This is a genomic window from Verrucosispora sp. FIM060022, assembly GCF_003977705.1.
GTDB lineage: Bacteria > Actinomycetota > Actinomycetes > Mycobacteriales > Micromonosporaceae > Micromonospora > Micromonospora gifhornensis.
In genome coordinates this window covers 702,576-720,075 of record NZ_RQIV01000002.1, presented here as the reverse complement: position 1 = coordinate 720,075, position 17,500 = coordinate 702,576, and the positions used below count along the sequence as shown (strand labels likewise).

15 protein-coding genes are annotated in these 17,500 nt (G+C 70.8%); 6 read left to right on the top strand and 9 right to left on the bottom strand.

Annotation, left to right across the window (positions count from 1 at the left end):
- The first annotated feature begins 113 nt into the window (after window positions 1-113).
- Window positions 114-2,129 carry an ATP-dependent zinc metalloprotease FtsH gene (gene ftsH / locus EG812_RS09905; RefSeq protein WP_013736288.1) on the top strand — a complete coding sequence of 672 codons (2,016 nt, stop codon included), beginning with the start codon at window positions 114-116 and terminating at the stop codon, window positions 2,127-2,129.
- 38 nt (window positions 2,130-2,167) lie between these two features.
- Window positions 2,168-2,827 carry a GTP cyclohydrolase I FolE gene (gene folE / locus EG812_RS09900; RefSeq protein ID WP_043722182.1) on the top strand — a complete coding sequence of 220 codons (660 nt, stop codon included), beginning with the start codon at window positions 2,168-2,170 and terminating at the stop codon, window positions 2,825-2,827.
- A gap of 86 nt (window positions 2,828-2,913) precedes the next feature.
- Here the strand turns inward: folE and EG812_RS09895 are convergent, their stop codons facing one another.
- Together EG812_RS09895 and EG812_RS09890 are read right to left on the bottom strand one after the other, a co-directional pair.
- Window positions 2,914-3,630 (bottom strand): hypothetical protein, encoded by a 717-nt coding sequence (locus EG812_RS09895; RefSeq protein ID WP_126711377.1) that lies wholly within the window; start codon window positions 3,628-3,630, stop codon window positions 2,914-2,916.
- A complete protein-coding gene (locus EG812_RS09890) occupies window positions 3,627-6,182 on the bottom strand; it encodes an FtsK/SpoIIIE domain-containing protein (RefSeq protein WP_126711471.1) in 2,556 nt (851 codons plus the stop codon). Before EG812_RS09890 ends, EG812_RS09895 begins: the two co-directional genes overlap by 4 nt.
- Window positions 6,183-6,373: 191 nt before the next feature.
- On the opposite strand from EG812_RS09890, the gene EG812_RS09885 reads away from it, so the two are divergent.
- On the top strand, window positions 6,374-6,940 hold the full coding sequence (locus tag EG812_RS09885) for a hypothetical protein (RefSeq protein ID WP_502697180.1): 567 nt from the start codon (window positions 6,374-6,376) through the stop codon (window positions 6,938-6,940).
- Window positions 6,941-6,955: 15 nt separating this feature from the next.
- Here EG812_RS09885 and EG812_RS09880 read toward each other — a convergent pair whose 3' ends face one another.
- The 7 genes from EG812_RS09880 to EG812_RS09850 form a co-directional block, all read right to left on the bottom strand.
- Window positions 6,956-7,555 (bottom strand): hypothetical protein, encoded by a 600-nt coding sequence (locus tag EG812_RS09880; RefSeq protein WP_013736283.1) that lies wholly within the window; start codon window positions 7,553-7,555, stop codon window positions 6,956-6,958.
- 12 nt (window positions 7,556-7,567) lie between these two features.
- On the bottom strand, window positions 7,568-8,737 hold the full coding sequence (locus tag EG812_RS09875; protein WP_126711376.1) for a M23 family metallopeptidase: 1,170 nt from the start codon (window positions 8,735-8,737) through the stop codon (window positions 7,568-7,570).
- Window positions 8,734-9,291: a hypothetical protein gene (locus EG812_RS09870; protein WP_102655986.1), complete on the bottom strand. Its 558-nt coding sequence runs from the start codon at window positions 9,289-9,291 to the stop codon at window positions 8,734-8,736. Before EG812_RS09870 ends, EG812_RS09875 begins: the two co-directional genes overlap by 4 nt.
- A complete protein-coding gene (locus EG812_RS09865) occupies window positions 9,288-11,228 on the bottom strand; it encodes an MFS transporter (protein WP_126711375.1) in 1,941 nt (646 codons plus the stop codon). The genes EG812_RS09870 and EG812_RS09865 overlap by 4 nt, the downstream gene beginning before the upstream one ends.
- Before the next feature lies 1 nt (window position 11,229).
- Window positions 11,230-14,505 (bottom strand): ATP-binding protein, encoded by a 3,276-nt coding sequence (locus tag EG812_RS09860; RefSeq protein ID WP_126711374.1) that lies wholly within the window; start codon window positions 14,503-14,505, stop codon window positions 11,230-11,232.
- A gap of 112 nt (window positions 14,506-14,617) precedes the next feature.
- Window positions 14,618-14,980: a hypothetical protein gene (locus EG812_RS09855; protein WP_013736278.1), complete on the bottom strand. Its 363-nt coding sequence runs from the start codon at window positions 14,978-14,980 to the stop codon at window positions 14,618-14,620.
- 13 nt (window positions 14,981-14,993) lie between these two features.
- Complete coding sequence (locus tag EG812_RS09850) at window positions 14,994-15,311, bottom strand: hypothetical protein (RefSeq protein ID WP_013736277.1); 318 nt, start codon at window positions 15,309-15,311, stop codon at window positions 14,994-14,996.
- 342 nt (window positions 15,312-15,653) lie between these two features.
- Here EG812_RS09850 and folP point away from each other — a divergent pair, with 342 nt between their 5' ends.
- From folP to folK, 3 genes are read left to right on the top strand one after another with little or no spacing between them, the layout of a single operon-like run.
- Window positions 15,654-16,556 carry a dihydropteroate synthase gene (gene folP / locus EG812_RS09845; protein ID WP_126711373.1) on the top strand — a complete coding sequence of 301 codons (903 nt, stop codon included), beginning with the start codon at window positions 15,654-15,656 and terminating at the stop codon, window positions 16,554-16,556.
- Window positions 16,553-16,912: a dihydroneopterin aldolase gene (folB, locus tag EG812_RS09840; protein ID WP_043725941.1), complete on the top strand. Its 360-nt coding sequence runs from the start codon at window positions 16,553-16,555 to the stop codon at window positions 16,910-16,912. The genes folP and folB overlap by 4 nt, the downstream gene beginning before the upstream one ends.
- Window positions 16,909-17,436 (top strand): 2-amino-4-hydroxy-6-hydroxymethyldihydropteridine diphosphokinase, encoded by a 528-nt coding sequence (folK, locus tag EG812_RS09835; protein WP_126711372.1) that lies wholly within the window; start codon window positions 16,909-16,911, stop codon window positions 17,434-17,436. The genes folB and folK overlap by 4 nt, the downstream gene beginning before the upstream one ends.
- The last annotated feature ends 64 nt before the right edge of the window (window positions 17,437-17,500 follow it).

The window sequence follows — 17,500 nt, the reverse complement described above, 5'->3', positions numbered from 1 at the left end:
GGGGTCGAGGCCGGCCCGCATGGCGGCTACGGCAGCCGCCCCGGCGGCGACACCCAACAGTCGGTCAGGACGTCGATCAGGAGGATGCGGGCGTCTCGGCGCTCGACAAAAGCATGGAACGTACGCGTTTCTTCCGCCGACCGGTGTTCTGGGTCATCCTGGTCATCCTCGGCGCCGTTGTGCTCAGTCAGTTGTTCACCTCTGGTCCCAGCTACCACCGGGTGGACACCTCAGTCGCGCTCGACCAGCTCAACAAGGGCGGCATCGAGAAGGTCGTGTTCCAGGACAAGGAACAGACGATCCAACTCGAGCTCGCCCAGGAGGCCGAGTTCGGCAAGACCACCACCAAGCTGATCGAGGCCCAGTTCCCGTACGAGGTCGGCAACGAGGTCTGGAACCAGGTCCTCGACGCCAAGGCCAACAACCGGGTCACCGGGCCGGCCGACACCGAGGTGTCGTCCGACAGCATCTGGGTCAGCCTGCTTGTCAACCTGCTGCCCATCGTGCTGCTCGTGCTGCTGCTGCTGTTCTTCATGTCGCAGATGCAGGGCGGCGGCTCCCGGGTGCTCAACTTCGGCAAGTCCAAGGCGAAGATGATCACCAAGGACACGCCGAAGACCACCTTCGCCGACGTGGCCGGGGCCGAGGAAGCCGTCGAGGAACTGCACGAGATCAAGGACTTCCTGCAGAACCCGGGCAAGTACCAGGCGCTCGGCGCGAAGATCCCGAAGGGCGTACTGCTGTTCGGCCCGCCCGGTACCGGTAAGACGCTGCTCGCCCGGGCGGTCGCCGGTGAGGCCGGGGTGCCGTTCTACTCGATCTCCGGTTCCGACTTCGTGGAGATGTTCGTCGGTGTCGGTGCCAGCCGGGTCCGCGACCTGTTCGAGCAGGCCAAGGCGAACGCCCCGGCGATCGTGTTCGTCGACGAGATCGACGCCGTCGGTCGGCACCGTGGTGCCGGCATGGGCGGCGGTCACGACGAGCGCGAGCAGACCCTCAACCAGCTGCTCGTCGAGATGGACGGCTTCGACGTCAAGGGCGGGGTCATCCTGATCGCCGCCACCAACCGGCCGGACATCCTCGACCCCGCGCTGCTGCGCCCGGGTCGGTTCGACCGGCAGATCCCGGTCGACGCCCCCGACATGGAGGGTCGCAAGGCCATCCTGCGGGTGCACGCCAAGGGCAAGCCGTTCACGCCGGACGTCGACCTCGACTCGGTCGCCAAGCGGACGCCGGGCTTCAGCGGCGCCGACCTGGCCAACGTGATCAACGAGGCGGCCCTGCTGACGGCGCGGAAGGACCAGCGGGCGATCAGCAACGAGTCGCTCGAGGAGTCGATCGACCGGGTCATCGCCGGCCCGCAGCGTCGTACCCGGGTGATGAGCGACCAGGAGAAGAAGATCACCGCGTACCACGAGGGCGGGCACGCGCTTGTCGCCTGGGCGCTGCCGCACGCCGCGCCGGTGCACAAGGTGACGATCCTGTCGCGTGGTCGCTCCCTGGGCCACACCCTGGTGCTGCCCACGGAGGACAAGTACACCCAGACCCGCGCCGAAATGATCGACACCCTGGCGTACGCGCTGGGCGGGCGGGCCGCCGAGGAACTCGTCTTCCACGAGCCCACCACGGGTGCCGGCAACGACATCGAGAAGGCCACCGCACTGGCCCGGGCGATGATCACCCAGTACGGCATGAGCTCCAAGCTCGGTGCGATCAAGTACGGCACCAGCGGCGACGAGCCGTTCCTCGGCCGCAACATGGGCCACGAGCGGGACTACTCCGACGCCGTCGCCGCCGAGATCGACGGCGAGATGCGGGCACTTATCGAACTGGCCCACGACGAGGCCTGGGAGATCCTGGTCGAGTACCGGGACGTGCTGGACAACATCGTCCTCGAACTCATGGAGAAGGAAACCCTCTCCACCGCCGACATGGCCCGGATCTGCGCCCGCGTGGTCAAGCGGCCGCCGATGGCGCCGTACAACGGCTTCGGCAAGCGTCAGCCCTCCACCGAGCCGCCGGTACTCACCCCGGCCGAGAAGGAGGCGCTCAAGGTGCAGGCCGAGGCCGACGGGGCACAGGCCACCGTCGGCAGCCCGAACTCCAACAACTCGGATGGCCCGCACTGAGCACCAACGACCCAGCGGCCAGCCCCCCGCAGCGGGGGCTGGCCGCCTCCTCAACCGAACCCGACGACACCCTCGACTACATCGCCGCACGGCTGGTCAACGGCCGGCTGACCGGCCGACCGGTCGAGGAGATCGTCGACCTCGCCCGCATCGAGAAGGCGGTCCGCGAGATCCTCATCGCGGTCGGCGAGAACCCCGACCGGGATGGGCTCCAGCAGACCCCGGCCCGGGTGGCCCGCGCCTACGCCGAACTCTTCGCCGGCCTGCGGGTCGACCCGGCCACCGTGCTCACCACCACCTTCGAGGCCAACCACGAGGAACTCGTGCTGGTCCGGGACATCGACGTGATGAGCCTCTGCGAGCACCACCTCCTGCCGTTCCGGGGCAGCGCCCACATCGGCTACATCCCCGGCCCGGACGGGCGGATCACCGGCCTGTCCAAGCTGGCCCGACTGGTCGAGGTCTACGCCCGCCGGCCGCAGGTGCAGGAACGGCTCACCTCGCAGATCGCGGACCTGCTGATGGACCGGCTCGCACCGCGCGGGGTGGTGGTCGTACTCGAATGCGAGCACATGTGCATGGCCATGCGCGGCATCCAGAAGTCCGGTGCCAAGACGATCACCTCGGCGGTGCGTGGCACGCTCCAGCGGGACGCCAAGTCCCGTGCCGAGGCGATGGCGCTCATCCATCCCCGCTGACCGGCTTCCTCCGCTGACTGGCGTTCTTCGCTGATCGGCTTTCGCCGCTGATCGGCCGTCGCTGCTCTGCGGGCGGTGGCGGCCGGTCAGGTGGCCAGCATGGCCAGGACGATTCCGGCGGTGGCGACCACCGCCGGAATCAGGCAGGCCAGGGCACCGAACCGGGGAGTCCGGTCGACCCGCTCCCCGGGCTGGGACGGAAACAGCCGCCCCACCGCCAGCCACCCCGCCCCGAAGGCGACCGCCGGGCCCGGCAGCCCCACCACCAGGGCCAGGATGGTCACCGGACCGGTACCGGCGGCCAGGTAGATCGCGATCAGCAGCAGCGGGACCAGCAGCCCCAACGGACCGTAGACCAGCAGGTTGCGCGGGCGAGGCGACAAGTGCGCCACCCGCGACAGGCCACGCGCGGCGAGGATGTCGTCGACCCCGTACGCCCACCGCCGGGCCTCCCGCAACGAGGCGAGCACCGCCGCCGGGCCACCGGACATCGACCGGGTCGCCTCCGACAGTTCCGGCGGGGTCGGCGCCAGCGAGATCGGCGGTACGCCCAGCTCACACAGGCGCGCCTCCTGGGCCGCCAGGCGGGTGCGTACCGTGACCAGTTCCTCCCGGGCCGCTTGGACGGTGCGCGCCTGCTCGCTCGCGGCGGTCGCCGCGTCGCGGCGTACCCCGTCGAGTTGGCGGGCGGCGGCCAGATATTCCGCCCACGCCGTCGGCAGCGACTCCTCGGGCGTCGGTGCCGCGGCTGTCCGCTGTCGACCGGGACGCACGGGCGTGGTCCCCGCCTGGCTGATCGTCATGCCTGCTGCCCGCCCTCCGGCACGTCGTACGGCACCAGCACGACCCCCTGCTCATCCGGGCCGTCCCAGAGCACCACCCGATCGGGGCGCGGCCGCCACTCCACCGGCCGGCCGAAGACCGGCGTGAGCTGAGCACCCGGCACACCCGCCACCGCCACGGCGGTCAGCTTGTCGACCGTCTCCTCGGCAGCGATCAGCGCCGCGAACGACGGCACCGTACGCCACCAGCCCAGCAGATGCTGCCCGGCCGGCGGGCCCTCGCGCAGCAACATCCGCAGTCGAGCCGGCGGCAGGTCCTCCGCAGGCGCCACATCCAGCCCGAACACCACCAGGTAGGCCGGCGCTCCGTCGTCCAGCACGGCCACCAACCCGGCCAGGTCGACCGTCTCGACCGGATGCCGTGCGGCCAACTCGGTGGCCAGCGCGTCGGCCACCGGCCGGGCCTCGACATCCGGTACGGCGATCACGAAGCGCGCCGTTCCCGGCGGATGGTGAGCTGCCGTACTGCGGGCGGCCACGGACAGCAGCCGGCTGCCGTCGGGCCGAGGACCCAGCACCGCGAGATTCCGGCCGGCGGCCGGCCCGAACGGCACCGCTGCGGTGGTCCGCGCGACATCCACCGCCCGCCCCAACAGCGCCGCCGGTGCCAACGACCGCCCGGCAAGGGCCGACCGGTAGCGAGGATCGTTGCCCAACTGCGGACGGGCGTAGCCGGCGAAGACCACCGGCGGGACGGCACCCTCCGTACGGGCCGACCAGAGCCGGTGCCGTAGCCCCTCCACGACCTCCGGTTCGTCCTGCGGATCAGGGAACCGGATCATCCGCTCGTGTCCGCGAATCGCACCCCGCGGCCCACCCAGACCACCGGCGGTGTTGACGACCGCGCTGCCCGCCGGGAGCCCGGCCGCCGAATCGTTCGTCGGCTCCAGCACCGCTCCGCCTCCGGGCAACGCCACCCGGACCGGGAACTGGCCGAGCAGCGAATCCCGCTGCCCGCCCTCAGTGCGTACGCCCAGGCCCAGATCGGCCTCACCGGCGAGGACCAGGTGCACGCCGTGCAGCCGACCGGTCCTGGTCAAGGTGTCCAGCCGGGCGGCGGCGTCGACGGTCAGCCGATCCCGTTCGGCGAACAGCAGAGGCAGATTGTCCACCACGCACACGATGCGGGGCAGCCGCTGATGCTGGCGCAACTCCGCGAACCGCTGCCCGCCCGCGCGGGCGGAAGCCTCGGCCCGCCGCTGGACCTCGGCAGTCAACTGGTCGAACAGGTCGAGCAGGTACTCCCGATCGGCGGCCATCGCCGCCGCCCGTACCTGCGGAACCCAGGACCTGTCGCGCTCGGTCTGAAGGAACTCGGCGAACGACTCGCCCTCGCCGAGATCGGCCAGGTACAACGACAACTCGTCCGGGCCGTACCGGGCGGTGAGACCGAGCAGCGCGGTGGTCAAAAACGTCGACCGGCAGGCCCGCGACCGGCCACTGACCAGCCAGTGTGGCGTCAACTCGGTGAAGCCGAGCGACACCGCTCGACCACCGGCGTCACCGACCGTGGTGCTCATCCCCTCGGTCGCGTCCGCCTGCCACAACTCGTCCTCAGTCGAGGGCAGCAGGCTCGCCAGGGACAGCCGGGTGCCGGCCTCGACCTGCGCGGCGAGCCGCCGACACACCTCCTCCACCAGCCCCGCCTGTGGGTCCGGCTCGACGAACACCGGCGAGTTCAACCCGCCTTCGGAACCGGCTGCGGCGAAGGCGGCACCGGGCGCGTCGCCCAGCAACGCATACCCGGTGCGCATCGCCAGTGCCGTGGCCCGGGGCAGCGGAGCATGGTCCACAGTCGGCCACCCCGCCACCACCAGGTGCAATCCGGCGGCCGGCCCCTGCTCGGCCAGGGACTCGATCCGGGCCAGCTCATCGTTTCCGGTGCGCTCGGGTAGCCCGGCGAGCACCAGCAGCAGCATCCGGTCATGTCGACGCGGCCCGGTCGAGCCCGGCGTCACCCACCGCTCCGCCTCGTCGAGCAGGGCACGCAGCCCCGCGACATCCCGGGCCGGCGGCGACAGCAGCCCGGCATCACCGAGCGCTCCGAACGGCGCCAGCACGTCACCGGTCGGATCCACCGCCCGTACCAGCAGCGTCCCGGCCGGCGTCGCGGCCACCAGCCGCAGCATCAACCCCCGCAGCATGCCGGCCACCCGGGGATCCTGCGCGTCGGTGTCCACCGTCAGGTGGCCGGTGCCGAGCAGCGGAACCAGGGCGGGAAAGCGGGCATCGTCCAACGGCGCGGCGGTGCCGACCCGGACGAAGGGCGGCGGAGCTTCCCCGGCACGGGTCGTCGACTCGATACCGTCCAGCGCGTTGCCCGCCCAATCCGGTGCGAGTACGGCGGCAGCGGTACGCAACCGTTCGGCCAGCGCGTACTGGCGGCGCTGGTCCGCCGGGGCTGGGCGGGTGTCGTCAAGACTGGTGGCCGCGGCCGCGACCGTCGCGGCGGCCCGACGGTGCAACGCGGCGGCACGCAGGGCCCGTACCTTCGGACCGCCCACCGCGTTCACCTCCTCCCGCCCGAGGTCGGCACCCACCCGGCCGAGCAGAGACGACGGTATCCCAGCGACCGCCGGACCTCTGGGACGTGTGCCGGTACTGCGTCGGTGTTGTCGTGAATCTCACCGGTCGGCAGGGGTCCGTCACGATCTGCTGAATCTGGGGCATTGGGTCCACAGCCTCCAGCCGATAGCCTCAGGGGGTGGAATCAGTGCCGCCCCCCGCCGGTTCCCAGGTCTCCCGCGTACCGGCGCAACGGACCCCGCCAGAGGATCTGGCACCGCCCACCGTCGCGCCAGCACCACAGCGACCACGTCGGCGGGTCCGTACGGTGCTGGCGGTGGTCGCCGGAGTGCTCGCGGCGATGTGTCTGGGCGGTGGCGTCGTCGGCTACCTCGTCTACGACCGCGCCACCACTCCCGACCGCAACTCTCCGGTAGTGGTGGTGGACAGCTATCTACGGGCGTTCCTCGTGGACCAAAACGATGTTCGCGCGACCCTATTCGCCTGTGAAGGCAGCGCGGACCTCGATCAACTGCGGTTGCTTCGGAGCGACCTGCAGGCGCGCGAGGAGCGATTCGAGACCACAATGCTAGTTAGTTGGGAAGAGCTTCAGGCGGCTGTCAATGGCAACTCTGCCGAAGTGCGATTAGACCTGGTTTTTGCAGCTCATGTCGATGGTGTTCGTCAGACGGACCGTCAGTCATGGAGCTTCGGGCTACAACTGAGTGACGATTGGCGCATCTGCTCCGCGGGGCGGAAGGACTAGGCTCTACACCTGTCGCTATTCCAGCCACAGCATATGCACAGGAACCTCCAACGTGGTTGGTGGTTGGCCGCGCCAGGCCCAGCGGTACCACTCCACCTCCGGCGCGACCCGTACGCAGATGTCGCCCTCGGCACCCGAGTAGGTCTCGGTGACCGCGCGCAGGTCGCGCTGCTCAACGCCGCCGACCATGTGAACCACCCGGCGACCGACCACCGAGTCCGCCTCGAAGACCGGTGTCGGCGGCCGGTGTGCCGGCGCATCCAGCGAGACGAGCCGCAGGCCCCCGCCATCCACAGTCGGCTTGCTGGGCGCTGAGCCGATCGTCTCGACCCAGACCCGTTCGATGGGCACCAGCGGAGCGAAGACCTCCACCTGGTCGGACTCGGCGCGATACCACTCGTGTTCGGGTATGACAGGCACGTAGGTGCGGCTGTTCTGCACCACCTTCTCGTCGGCCCGCAGGTCACCTCGCCAGCCGAGGCCGGGCAGCCCGACCAGCACCCGTTGTCCGCGCAGGTCCACTCGGCCGGCCGCCGGAACGATCTCCACGGGTCGGGGCGGTTGCGGTGCCCAGTCCGGCTGATCGGCGAACGGGTCCGGTAGTGGCTCGCTCATGACGCAGAAAGGCTACTCCGCGCCCTTGAGCGGAGCACCCTTCGACCGCATGAACGGCACTGGGTCGATGGCGCTGCGGCTGCTGCGGTCGCCATCGGTGTGCACCTCGAAGTGCAGGTGCGGTCCGGACGAGTTGCCACTGCTGCCCACCTCGCCGATCACCTGACCAGCCTCCACGGTCTCGCCTGCAGCGACCCGAGGACGACTCACCATGTGGCAGTAGCGGGTGACGATGCCCTGGGCGTGCAGGACATCGACGAACCAACCGCAGCCACCCTTGTTCGGCCAACCGTCCACGTCGCAGCTGAGCCTGCCTCGCCAGTCCGGGTCGCAGCGGGAGACCAGGACCCGACCGGTGGCCGCGACCCGGATGAGGGTGCCCTTCGGGGCTGCGATGTCGACCCCGTTGTGACCGGGCCGGCTCGCCGTGCGGAAACCGGAACCGACGCCACCCGGAATCGGGGCGGTCCAGCCGGAGGCGGCGATTTCACCCGACGCGGCCGCGTCACACACCTCCTGCCCGGCGATCAGGGCGGTCCGGGCCGCGCCACCGGCCAATGCGTCGACGATCCGGGCGGCGAGTTCCTCGTGCTTGGCGTACGCGTCGGGAAAGGCGCTGATCTGCACGCGTTGGGCGGCCACGGTGAGCGGGAGCTTCTGCCAGTCGGGCAGGTCCACCAGCTTCTCGTAGAACTTCCGAGAGGCGTACTCGGGATTCATCCGTTGCGCGACGGTGCCCCACGACGCGCGTTGCTGGAACAGCCCTACCGAGTCGTGGTCGGCGCCGACGCCCTCGTGCGGGATGTCCTGAGACTCGGCGACCGTGCGGTTGGCCAGGTTGAGCAGCCGTGACTCCTGCATGGCGGTCGCCACCGCGATCACCCAGCCACGGGCCGGCACCTTCATGTCCTGGCCGATCTTGATGATCACTGCGGCGTTGCGGAGTTGGCGTTCCCCGTACTGCGGGATCCGGGGCATCTTGCCGGTCACTTCGACCGTGAAGTCTCCGGTGCACTCCAGGCTCGCCGGCGTGATCTGTTCGGCCGCGTCGCCGCCCAACTCGGTAAGGAAGAAGGCACCGGCACCCCCGGTGCAGCACAGGAACGCCAGCGTCGCGGTGAGCGCGGCGGCCAACGCGCCGATCCGCACCGGTCGGCGGCGGGAAGGATTCGCATCGGTCATGACCGCTCCCAGTCCACGGCGTCCACCAGCCACCGCCCCTGCGGCGCTACCAGTTCGAGTCGGAGGCGTCCGCTGTCGAGCGCGATCAGTGCCTCCACGAAGGTCTCGCTCCGCGGCCGGATGGTCACTTCCTCCGTCATCTCACCCGCCGGAACGCCGGCCGGATCGGCACCAGCGAGCTTGTCCATCAGGGTGGCAGTGGAGAGCGGACGGAGACCCTCGTGCCAGTCCTCGGCGGTCAGGCCCGATCCGCCGAGCCAGGCCACCACGAAACGTTTCGCGACCTGTTCCGGTTTCGCCTCGCCAGGGCTGGTCACCGGGGTCGGAGTGGTGGTGGTCGAGATCGCACCGTCGTCGCCCGCGGTCGGATGCACCGTGGTGATCGGCTCAGACGGCCGGTTGCTCAAACCGGTCGTCGGGTCAGCAGGACCGGCGACCAGCCGGGCCGCACCGACCACGCCGAGCACCAGTACGGCAATGCCGAGGGCGACCCCTAGTCGGGAGCGCAGCAGCCGAGTGACCAGGAATTCGATGACCCGCCGCACTGCGGTCACCGAGCCTCGGAGCGGATCCGGGGTGCTGGCTTCTCGGGTGTCCGTTCAGCCGAACCCGGACGGTAGATGGCGAAGGACGGGTTCTCCTCGGGTACATCCGGCTCCGTCCAGGTGGCGGGCTGCCGACGCCTGGGCCGGGGTGCGACCGGCTGCTTCTCGGGACGCGGCTGTTCCTCGCCCTTGCCTCGGTCGTCGCTGGCTCCGCGGCTTTCCGAACGTTCGCCGGCGGGAGGTGCGCCGCTGGGAACCGGGTCCGGGCGCGCCTCCGGCCGCACCTTCGGCTGTTCCACCATCACAGTGCGGCGCCGTCCCATGGCGGGCTCGGTGGTGCCGCCCGGTTCGGCGACGTCGAGCCGGGCCGCCGTACGCATGTCGCGGAAGAACCGCCGATGCCACGAGCCGGCCGAGCTGACCGCCTCGCTGCTGTCCTTGCCGCCGAGCTGGGTGATCCGCCGATACGGGCGCAACAGCAGCCAGCCGACCACACCACACAGCCAGACAAGCACCACCTGGAGCCAGCCGGGCAGGGTGGGCGTGCTCATGATGAGGTCCACCGCGAAGAGGTAGATCGCCGCACCGGTTCCGAAGATGGCGATGTTGAAGAGGGCGGCCACCACCGCGTTGCCCAGCCGGCGCAGACCGGCGCTGGCCGGTCGGAGCAGGCCGATGGTGCCCAGGATCGGTGCGGCGATCACCGCCCACCGGAAGATCAGGAAGCCGAGCAAAACGAGCAGCGAGGCGGTCAGGTCGAACATCGCGAAGAGCAGCGCGGCCAGCACCGCGATGAAACCCGCGCCGACCCGGTCCATGTCCCGCACACCTTGCAGGTACTCGTACGCCTCCGGATCCTCTCGTTCGATCTGCGCCGCCACCGTCATCCACTGCTGCTTCTTCGCGTTGATAGTGGCTTCGCGAAGCTCGGGATTACTTCGAATCCTCTCCGCCTCACCCCACGACAGCGACTTGGCGTCGTAGAGCGCCGCGCCGTACTTGCGGGCGGTCTCGCTGTCGGCCGAGCCGAGCACGCCGCGCAGCCAGTTCCGGTAGAGCATGCCCTCCGTGGCGGTGTCGCTCGCCCTCACCGCAGGGGGGCGCTTGTCGGTGCAGGCATCCGGGTTCGGCATGGCGCAGCGATCGGGCGGCACGTCCTTGGATGCCGGCCCGACAGCGTCATGTACGACGCCGAGGGTGGAGATGAGTGCACCGTCGGCCAGGTTCGCGGACTTGACCGGCCAGGCGGCCAGCGCCGTGACCGCCACCATCACCACGAGCGCCCATCCCGCCGTGGTCATCGCGCTGCTCATGTCGCTCTGGCGTGAGCGCCAGAGCAGGTAGAGGCCGACCACGCAGAGCGTGATGATGCCGAAGACGCTGAACACCTTCTGGTAGATCGCCTTCGTGGCCTGGTCCACAAGCGGATCCGCCCAGCCCCACATCGTCCCCGGATCCCAGGCGCGTTCCCGCAACGCGTTCGAGGCACCGATGATCGCCGTGGCGATCATGAATTCCCCGTTGGCGATGGTGTTGGTGAACTTGTAGTCAGGGTGCAGCAGCGTGGTCGCGCAGCCGGTTTCGATCTTGTAGGTGGTGTAGCTGTAGCCGGCGTATCCGTAGTCGCTGTAGTAGCCCTTGGGGCCGGCGAGCTTGGAGGCTTCGGGCCGGGACGCGAACCAGCCGGCGATGCCGGAGTCCGGTGCCGTCGGTGTCGGTGGGTTCAGGCAGGTCGCTTCGCTCTCCGCGACCTGGTGGAGCTTGGCGACGCAGGCGCGGAAGTCGGCTTGCCATTCCTCCGTGGTGCAGAGGTCGGTGGGGGCCTGGTACGCGACCGGAGCGGCGTACGCGGGTGTGGCGGTGAGCCCTGGCCAGCTGATCGTGGCACCGGCGAGTACGCCGATCGCCAGGAGGAGCGCCGTGATCCGTGCCCGGGCCCTCGCCATGTCATGCCTCCAGGTCAGGCAGCACGGTCGGCAGCACCCCGGCGGCGGCAGCGATGGCGGCGGGGGTGGTGTCGAGGTGCTCCAAGAGTCCATCCACGTAGGAGACGTCGACTCGGACCTTCTGCACCCGGCCGTCGACGTCGCGCATCACGAATTCGCGGAAGCCGAGCCGGTGGGAGGAGGTCGCGTCGGCGGTGGAGAGCGAGGCGAGGGTCGCCTCGTAACCGTCGTCGACCGGGACCCGCAACAGGCGCAGCGCCTCCGAGGCGATCTCGGCGTCCTCGGCGATCCGGCCGACGAAGACGGTGGAGACCAGGTTCTGGACGTCGAGGCCGAGGATGTCGCGAGGGTTCTGGGAGGCGACAAGCGCGGCGAGGTTCCACTTGCGGGAGTCGCGGGCGAGCCGGACGAGGAAGGAGCGGCCGGACCGCCAGCCCTCCATGAAGTGGGCCTCGTCCAGGCCCACCAGCTTGCGGGACGCCATCGAGCCGCCGTAGCAGCGGCGGACCGCCAGCCGGTGCGCGGTGTGCAGCATCGGCAGGGCCAGCGCCTCCTCGGCCGACCAGTACTCCCGCTCGATCTTGAGGTCGGGCAGCCGGAGGCCGGCCATGGTGATCACGGTGAGCGCTGCGTCCGCGCCGAGCAGGCCCTCCGGCGGCCGGCCGAAGAAGAGCATGGCCAGCGGCATCTCGGCGGTGTCCAGCAGCAGGTTGGCCAGTTCCCGGCCGGCGTCGTCGTCGAGCTGCGCGAGGCAGGTGACCACGTCGTCCAGGGTGGAGGTCTCTTCGGCCGGCACCTGGCGTACGGCGTGCCGGAACAGGGTCGCGGTGGACGCCTCGCGGGCCACCTGCGGCGGTACCAGCATCATGCAGATGTCCTGCACCAGCATCCGGCGTTCGGCCCGGGCGTTGGAGACCGCGATCTCGAACTCGCGGTCCCCGGCGGGGCCGGCACCGAATTCGCTGCGCAGCGGCGTCGGGATCAGCGAGTACGGTGCCAGGGTGCCGTGCTCGGAGCCGGTCAGGTTGAGCACCCGCGAGTACGGCCGCAGCTCCGGCATCGCGCAGAGGCGGGCCAGCGGGCCGGACGGGTCGAGCAGGGTCACCTGCACGCCGCGCCGGGCCGCCAGGTAGCCAAGCGCGCCGAGCAGTGTCGACTTGCCACCACCCGGCTCGGCCACGAAGACCGCGAGGCCGGAGCGTTCCCGTACCTCCATCGGGAAGTGCAGGTCGAGGAAGACCGGCCGACGGCAGGTGCCGGCGGTTCGTCCGATCAGGTCGCCGCGGCGGTCGCCGACCGTCGACGCGGCCTGCGGCAGCGCCGCCGCCAGCAGGTGCACCGGCATTCGCCGGACGTAGCCGGTGTTGGCGATGGGCTCGCCGGGGATGAACTCCCGGGCCAGCCAGTCCTGGTTCTTCGGGTGCTGCAGGGAGATGCGCAGTTCCCGGGAGTAGAGCTGGATCAACCGGCGGGCCCGCTCCAGGCACTCCTCCCGGGTACGCCCACCCACCGCGATCCGGTGCCAACCGTGCGCCCGAGCGGAGTCCACCGGCAGGCCGGTGGTCATCTCGTCGCCGATCACCAGTGCCCGCTTGGCCAGCCGCTCCAGCTCCGGCGGTGCGTCGATGCCGTGCTCGGCGTAGTCGAGCTGCTGCGACCGGATCATCCGCAACCGGTGTTCGAGGTTACGGAAGGAGTCACCGGAGCCGAGGATGTCGACCCGGGTGGAGAGCTCCATCGGCCACGGCAGTCGCTCGTGGAAGTGCAGCCAGGGCTCGTGCCGTTCGGGGATCTCCAGCGGCTCCATCCGACCCACCGCGAGCACGGCGACGTGCCGCTCCTCGCCGGTCATCCGGTTGACCAGCTTCACCGTCGAGCCGTACGGGGTGCGGTAGCGCTCCACCTGCTCGGTCAGCGCGAGCAGGTCACCGCGTTCCCAACGCCCGTCGGTGATCGGCGAGAGCGCACCCGGAGGGGCCATGCAGAGCGCCACCGAGCGGTAGAGCAGCCATTCCAGTTCCTGTGCGGTGACCCGCCGGCCCCGCATGCCGAACGCGCCGAGCACCTCGTCGAACTGCTCGACGGTACGGCCCAGCTTGCGCCGTTCGCCCTCGGCGACGCCACGCCCGAAGGTGCGCAGCAATCGTTCGGTGAGCGAGTCGCCGAGCGAGCGACGGGCGAAGGTGACGCCGAGGTAGGTCTGGCCCTCGGCATGGTTGACCGAGAGCAGGTGCCGTTGGGCGGCCACCAGATGGTCGGCCCAGCTCGGCGTGCCGGGCACGTCGGGCAGCGGGGAGTGGGTGTGGGCGTCGATGGTGCGGGCCCACTCGTCGGCCGGGAAGGGGCGGGTGGTGCGGCGCAGGTGCAGTCGGAACCCGGCCAGGCCGGCGTACTGCTCGGAGATCGCCGAGAGCAGCGCCTCGCGTTCCGCGTCCGGGCGGAAGGCCCAGCGCACCTCGGGCAGCCAGTACCAGGCGGTGACGGTGTTCGGGGTGAAGGTCAGGTGGCCGGCGATCTCGGTGATGGCCAGCTCCACCGCCGGATCACGGTCGCCGAACTTGATCTTCGGGGCGCGGACCCGGACCGGCTTGGTCGGTCGGTCCCGACGGTCGGCCGAGCGCTGCCGGGGTGGGCTGGCGACGCCGGTGGCCGGTGCGCCGGCTCGGCGGCTGGGCGCGGCGTCCACCGGTGGACCGTCGTGCGGACGGTCGTCGGCGGGGGGACGGGCGCTCGGCAATCGGTCGCTGGTGGTGGTGGCGGTGGTGACGGGCGGCGGCGGAGTCGGCGCGGGGGGCACGATCGCCGGGCCGGCCACCGGGCGAGGGGCGTCGGCGGGGCGCTCCGGCGCGGCGATCGGCGTCGGCGGGACGGGTGGTGCGGGTAGCGGGGCCGGCGCCGGTCGGCGGGTCACCGGAGCCGGTGCGGCGGGGGTCGCCTGCTGCGGCAGGGCCCGGGCCGGCTGGCCGCTGCCGCGCAGCGCGGACCCGGGCCGGGCGTAGGTGCCACCGAAGAGGTCGAGGAACGGCGAGTCGATGTCGGCGCTGTCGCGGGTGGCGGGTACGACCGGCGAGGGCTCGGCCGGTGCCGACCGGCGCTGCGGCGGGCGGGGTGCCTGGAAGACTCCCACGCTGCCGTGCCCCGGGGTGGTGGCCAGCGCCGGATCGAGCGAGGCGTCCTCGGGATCTGCGGATTGTGGGTAGTCGAACGATCGCGCACGGTTACCGTGCGGTGCGGCCGAACGCCCGGCCGGGGACCCCGGCGTGGAGGAGCGGCTCATGCGATCGCCCTGCCCGTGTTCGCAGTGGTCACCCGATGGCGGCGAGGCGGCTGCGGATCCGCTTCGCAAGTCGGCGGCAAACCCTCCGACGGCCGGTACGGCGTGCAGCCGGTCATGCCAGTTCCTCCCGGATCCTGATCCCGCTTCCGACCAGACGCGGGTCGCGCTGCTCGGCGGCCGGCTCCCGGGTACGTCGCCAGTCGGTCAGCGCGGTGCGGATCACCATGCGCGCCGGCCGGTCCGGATCGACGTACCGGAAGACGAACGAGGTGGTCACGATGGCGAGGGCGATCTCCCACGCGGGGAAGAGCTCGACCTGCAACGTGAACAGCCAGTGGATGAACATGTAGAGGGGAACGAGCAGCATGAAGAGCCCGTACTGGGCGTAGGGCAGGTGGACCGGAAGGGTGTAGCCGGGCGGCCCGAGATAGACCAGGCGGGCCCGGTAGATGTCGTCGTCGGTGCGCAGCCGCATCTCGTGCCCGCGCCTATTCGAAGATCAGGTTGATCAGGAAGTCGCCGATGAAGAAGAGAGTGGCGGCTCCGGCGATGAATGCCAGTCCGACGATCGCGATGGCGGAGCTGGTCAGCACCTTCGAAATCTCGCCTCGGCTGGCTCGGCCGATGAAGATGACGCCGAGCACGGCGAGCAGGATCGGCGCGATCTTGCTGGCGAAGAAGGTGACGACGCCCTCGGTGTTGATTCCCTTCGGCTCCTCGGCCGCGAGTGGAATCGACGATGCCAGGGCGGTGAGCAGGTGGGCGGCGTTGCTCGACGCCGATTCCATCAGCTCGATGGCGATCACTGGAACCTCCCCAAGTCGCGGCCGGCGGCGCCGCGGTGGTGCAGTAGGCAAGCCTTGCGGGATCGGTGCTTACTGTGCGCAGCGGCCGAGACCCTGCGTGCGTAGCTCGCCACGGTAGGTGGCGATTTTTGGGCGGATTACCCCGCTTTGGCCCTCCCTCCAAGCGTCGCCATCTCGATGCTGGGCAATTCCACAGCGTACGGGCCGCCCCCCTTTGCGACAAGCCGCGAAGAGTCTGCCCGATACGACCCGGACGACCGATCGTACACACGTTTCAATTCGCATGTCAGCGCCCTGACCCGGGTCGATCACGGCGGTCTCGACGACCGGTACCGTCTAGTCGTGACCGATCTGGTGCGGGCCCCGGCCCCGGTGGTGATGGGCGTCCTGAACGTCACGCCCGATTCGTTCTCCGACGGCGGACGCTACGCCGACGTCGGGGCCGCTGTCGCACACGGCGTCCGGCTGCGTGACGAGGGTGCGGGGTTGGTTGATGTCGGTGGCGAGTCGACCCGGCCCGGTGCCGAGCGCGTCGACCCCGAGACCGAGGTGGCCCGCGTGGTGCCGGTCATCCGGGAGTTGGCCGGCGCCGGCGTGCCGGTCAGCATCGACACCACCCGTGCCCAGGTCGCCGCGGCGGCCCTCGCGGCCGGTGCGGTGGTGGTCAACGACGTCTCCGGTGGGCTCGCCGATCCCGACATGGCCCGGGTCGTCGCCGACGCCGGCTGTCCGTGGGTGCTGATGCACTGGCGAGGTCACTCCCGGCGGATGACCGAGCTGGCCGCCTACGACGACGTGGTCGCCGACGTACGCGCCGAACTCGGCCAGCGGGTGGAGGCCGCGCTCGCCGCCGGGGTGGCCGCCGATCGCATCGTGATCGATCCGGGGCTCGGGTTCGCCAAGACGGCCGCCCACAACTGGCAGCTCAGCGCCCGGCTGCCCGAGTTGCTGGAACTCGGCTATCCGCTGCTGTTCGGCGCGAGCCGCAAGTCGTACCTCGGTCTGCTGCTGGCCGGACCCGACGGCGTACCCCGACCCACCGGCGGTCGCGGGGCGGCCACCGTCGCCACCAGCCTGCTGGCGGTCGCCGCCGGCGCCTGGGGGGTACGCGTGCACGATGTGCGCGCCACTGTGGACGCCCTGGCCGTCTGGCAGGCGACCGGTCGTCCACGATTGGCCCCGGCAGCCGGCACCGCGCTGGCGGGCGCGGGTTCCACCGGCGATCCGCAGGGGGTATGGCGATGACGGACCGGATCGAGCTGACCGGGCTGCGGGCCCACGGGCGGCACGGGGTGTACGACTTCGAACGCGTCGCCGGGCAGGAGTTCGTGGTCGACGCGGTCCTGGAACTGGATCTCGCGCCGGCCGCCCGCTCCGACGAGGTGAGCGACACCGTGCACTACGGCGAACTCGCCGAGCGGCTGGTCGCGGTGATCACCGGGGAGCCGGTCAACCTGATCGAGACCCTCGCCGACCGGTTGATCACGATCTGCCTGGCCGACCCGCGGGTCAACGCCGCGACGATCACCGTGCGCAAACCCGAGGCGCCGATCCCGCACGCCTTCACCGACGTGGCCGTCACGATGCGTCGGGCCCGATGAGCCGGGCCCTCCTCTCCCTGGGCAGCAACCTGGGGGACCGCATGGCGCACCTGCGTACCGCCGTGTCGGTGCTCGGCGAGCACGTGCTGATGGCGTCCGGGGTGTACGAGACCCCGCCGTGGGGCGACACCGACCAGCCGGCGTACCTGAACGCCGTGCTGCTGGTGGCCGACCCGGAGGCTGGCCCGTACGACTGGTTGACCCGGGCGCGGGCCGCCGAACAGGCGGCCGAGCGGGTACGCGACCCGAACCGTCGGTTCGGCCCGCGCACACTCGACGTCGACGTGATCGCGGTCTGGGCCGACGACGGCGAGCCGGTGCTCAGTGCCGATCCGGAGCTGACCCTGCCGCACCCCCGGGCGCATCTGCGCGCCTTCGTGCTGCGGCCGTGGATCGACATTCAGCCGTACGGTGAGCTGCCCGGACACGGCTGGTTGACCGATCTGCTGACCTCCGGGCCGGCGGCGGCCGAGGTCGCGGAACTGCGTCCCCGACCGGATCTGGCGTTAGAGTCGACCACATGAGCGAGCGGCAGCGAGCGAGTGATCAACGCGGTGCCGTGGCGCGTCGTGACGGCACGCCGCGCAG

What these genes read in the sequence shown, in the direction of transcription:
- EG812_RS09875 (WP_126711376.1), bottom strand. Translation starts at nt 8,737, where the DNA reads ATGACCGATGCGAATCCTTCCCGCCGCCGACCGGTGCGGATCGGCGCG.
- folK (WP_126711372.1), top strand. Translation starts at nt 16,909, where the DNA reads ATGAGCCGGGCCCTCCTCTCCCTGGGCAGCAACCTGGGGGACCGCATG.
- EG812_RS09855 (WP_013736278.1), bottom strand. Translation starts at nt 14,980, where the DNA reads ATGCGGCTGCGCACCGACGACGACATCTACCGGGCCCGCCTGGTCTAT.
- EG812_RS09860 (WP_126711374.1), bottom strand. Translation starts at nt 14,505, where the DNA reads ATGAGCCGCTCCTCCACGCCGGGGTCCCCGGCCGGGCGTTCGGCCGCA.
- folB (WP_043725941.1), top strand. Translation starts at nt 16,553, where the DNA reads ATGACGGACCGGATCGAGCTGACCGGGCTGCGGGCCCACGGGCGGCAC.
- EG812_RS09895 (WP_126711377.1), bottom strand. Translation starts at nt 3,630, where the DNA reads ATGACGATCAGCCAGGCGGGGACCACGCCCGTGCGTCCCGGTCGACAG.
- EG812_RS09865 (WP_126711375.1), bottom strand. Translation starts at nt 11,228, where the DNA reads ATGGCGAGGGCCCGGGCACGGATCACGGCGCTCCTCCTGGCGATCGGC.
- ftsH (WP_013736288.1), top strand. Translation starts at nt 114, where the DNA reads ATGGAACGTACGCGTTTCTTCCGCCGACCGGTGTTCTGGGTCATCCTG.
- EG812_RS09880 (WP_013736283.1), bottom strand. Translation starts at nt 7,555, where the DNA reads ATGAGCGAGCCACTACCGGACCCGTTCGCCGATCAGCCGGACTGGGCA.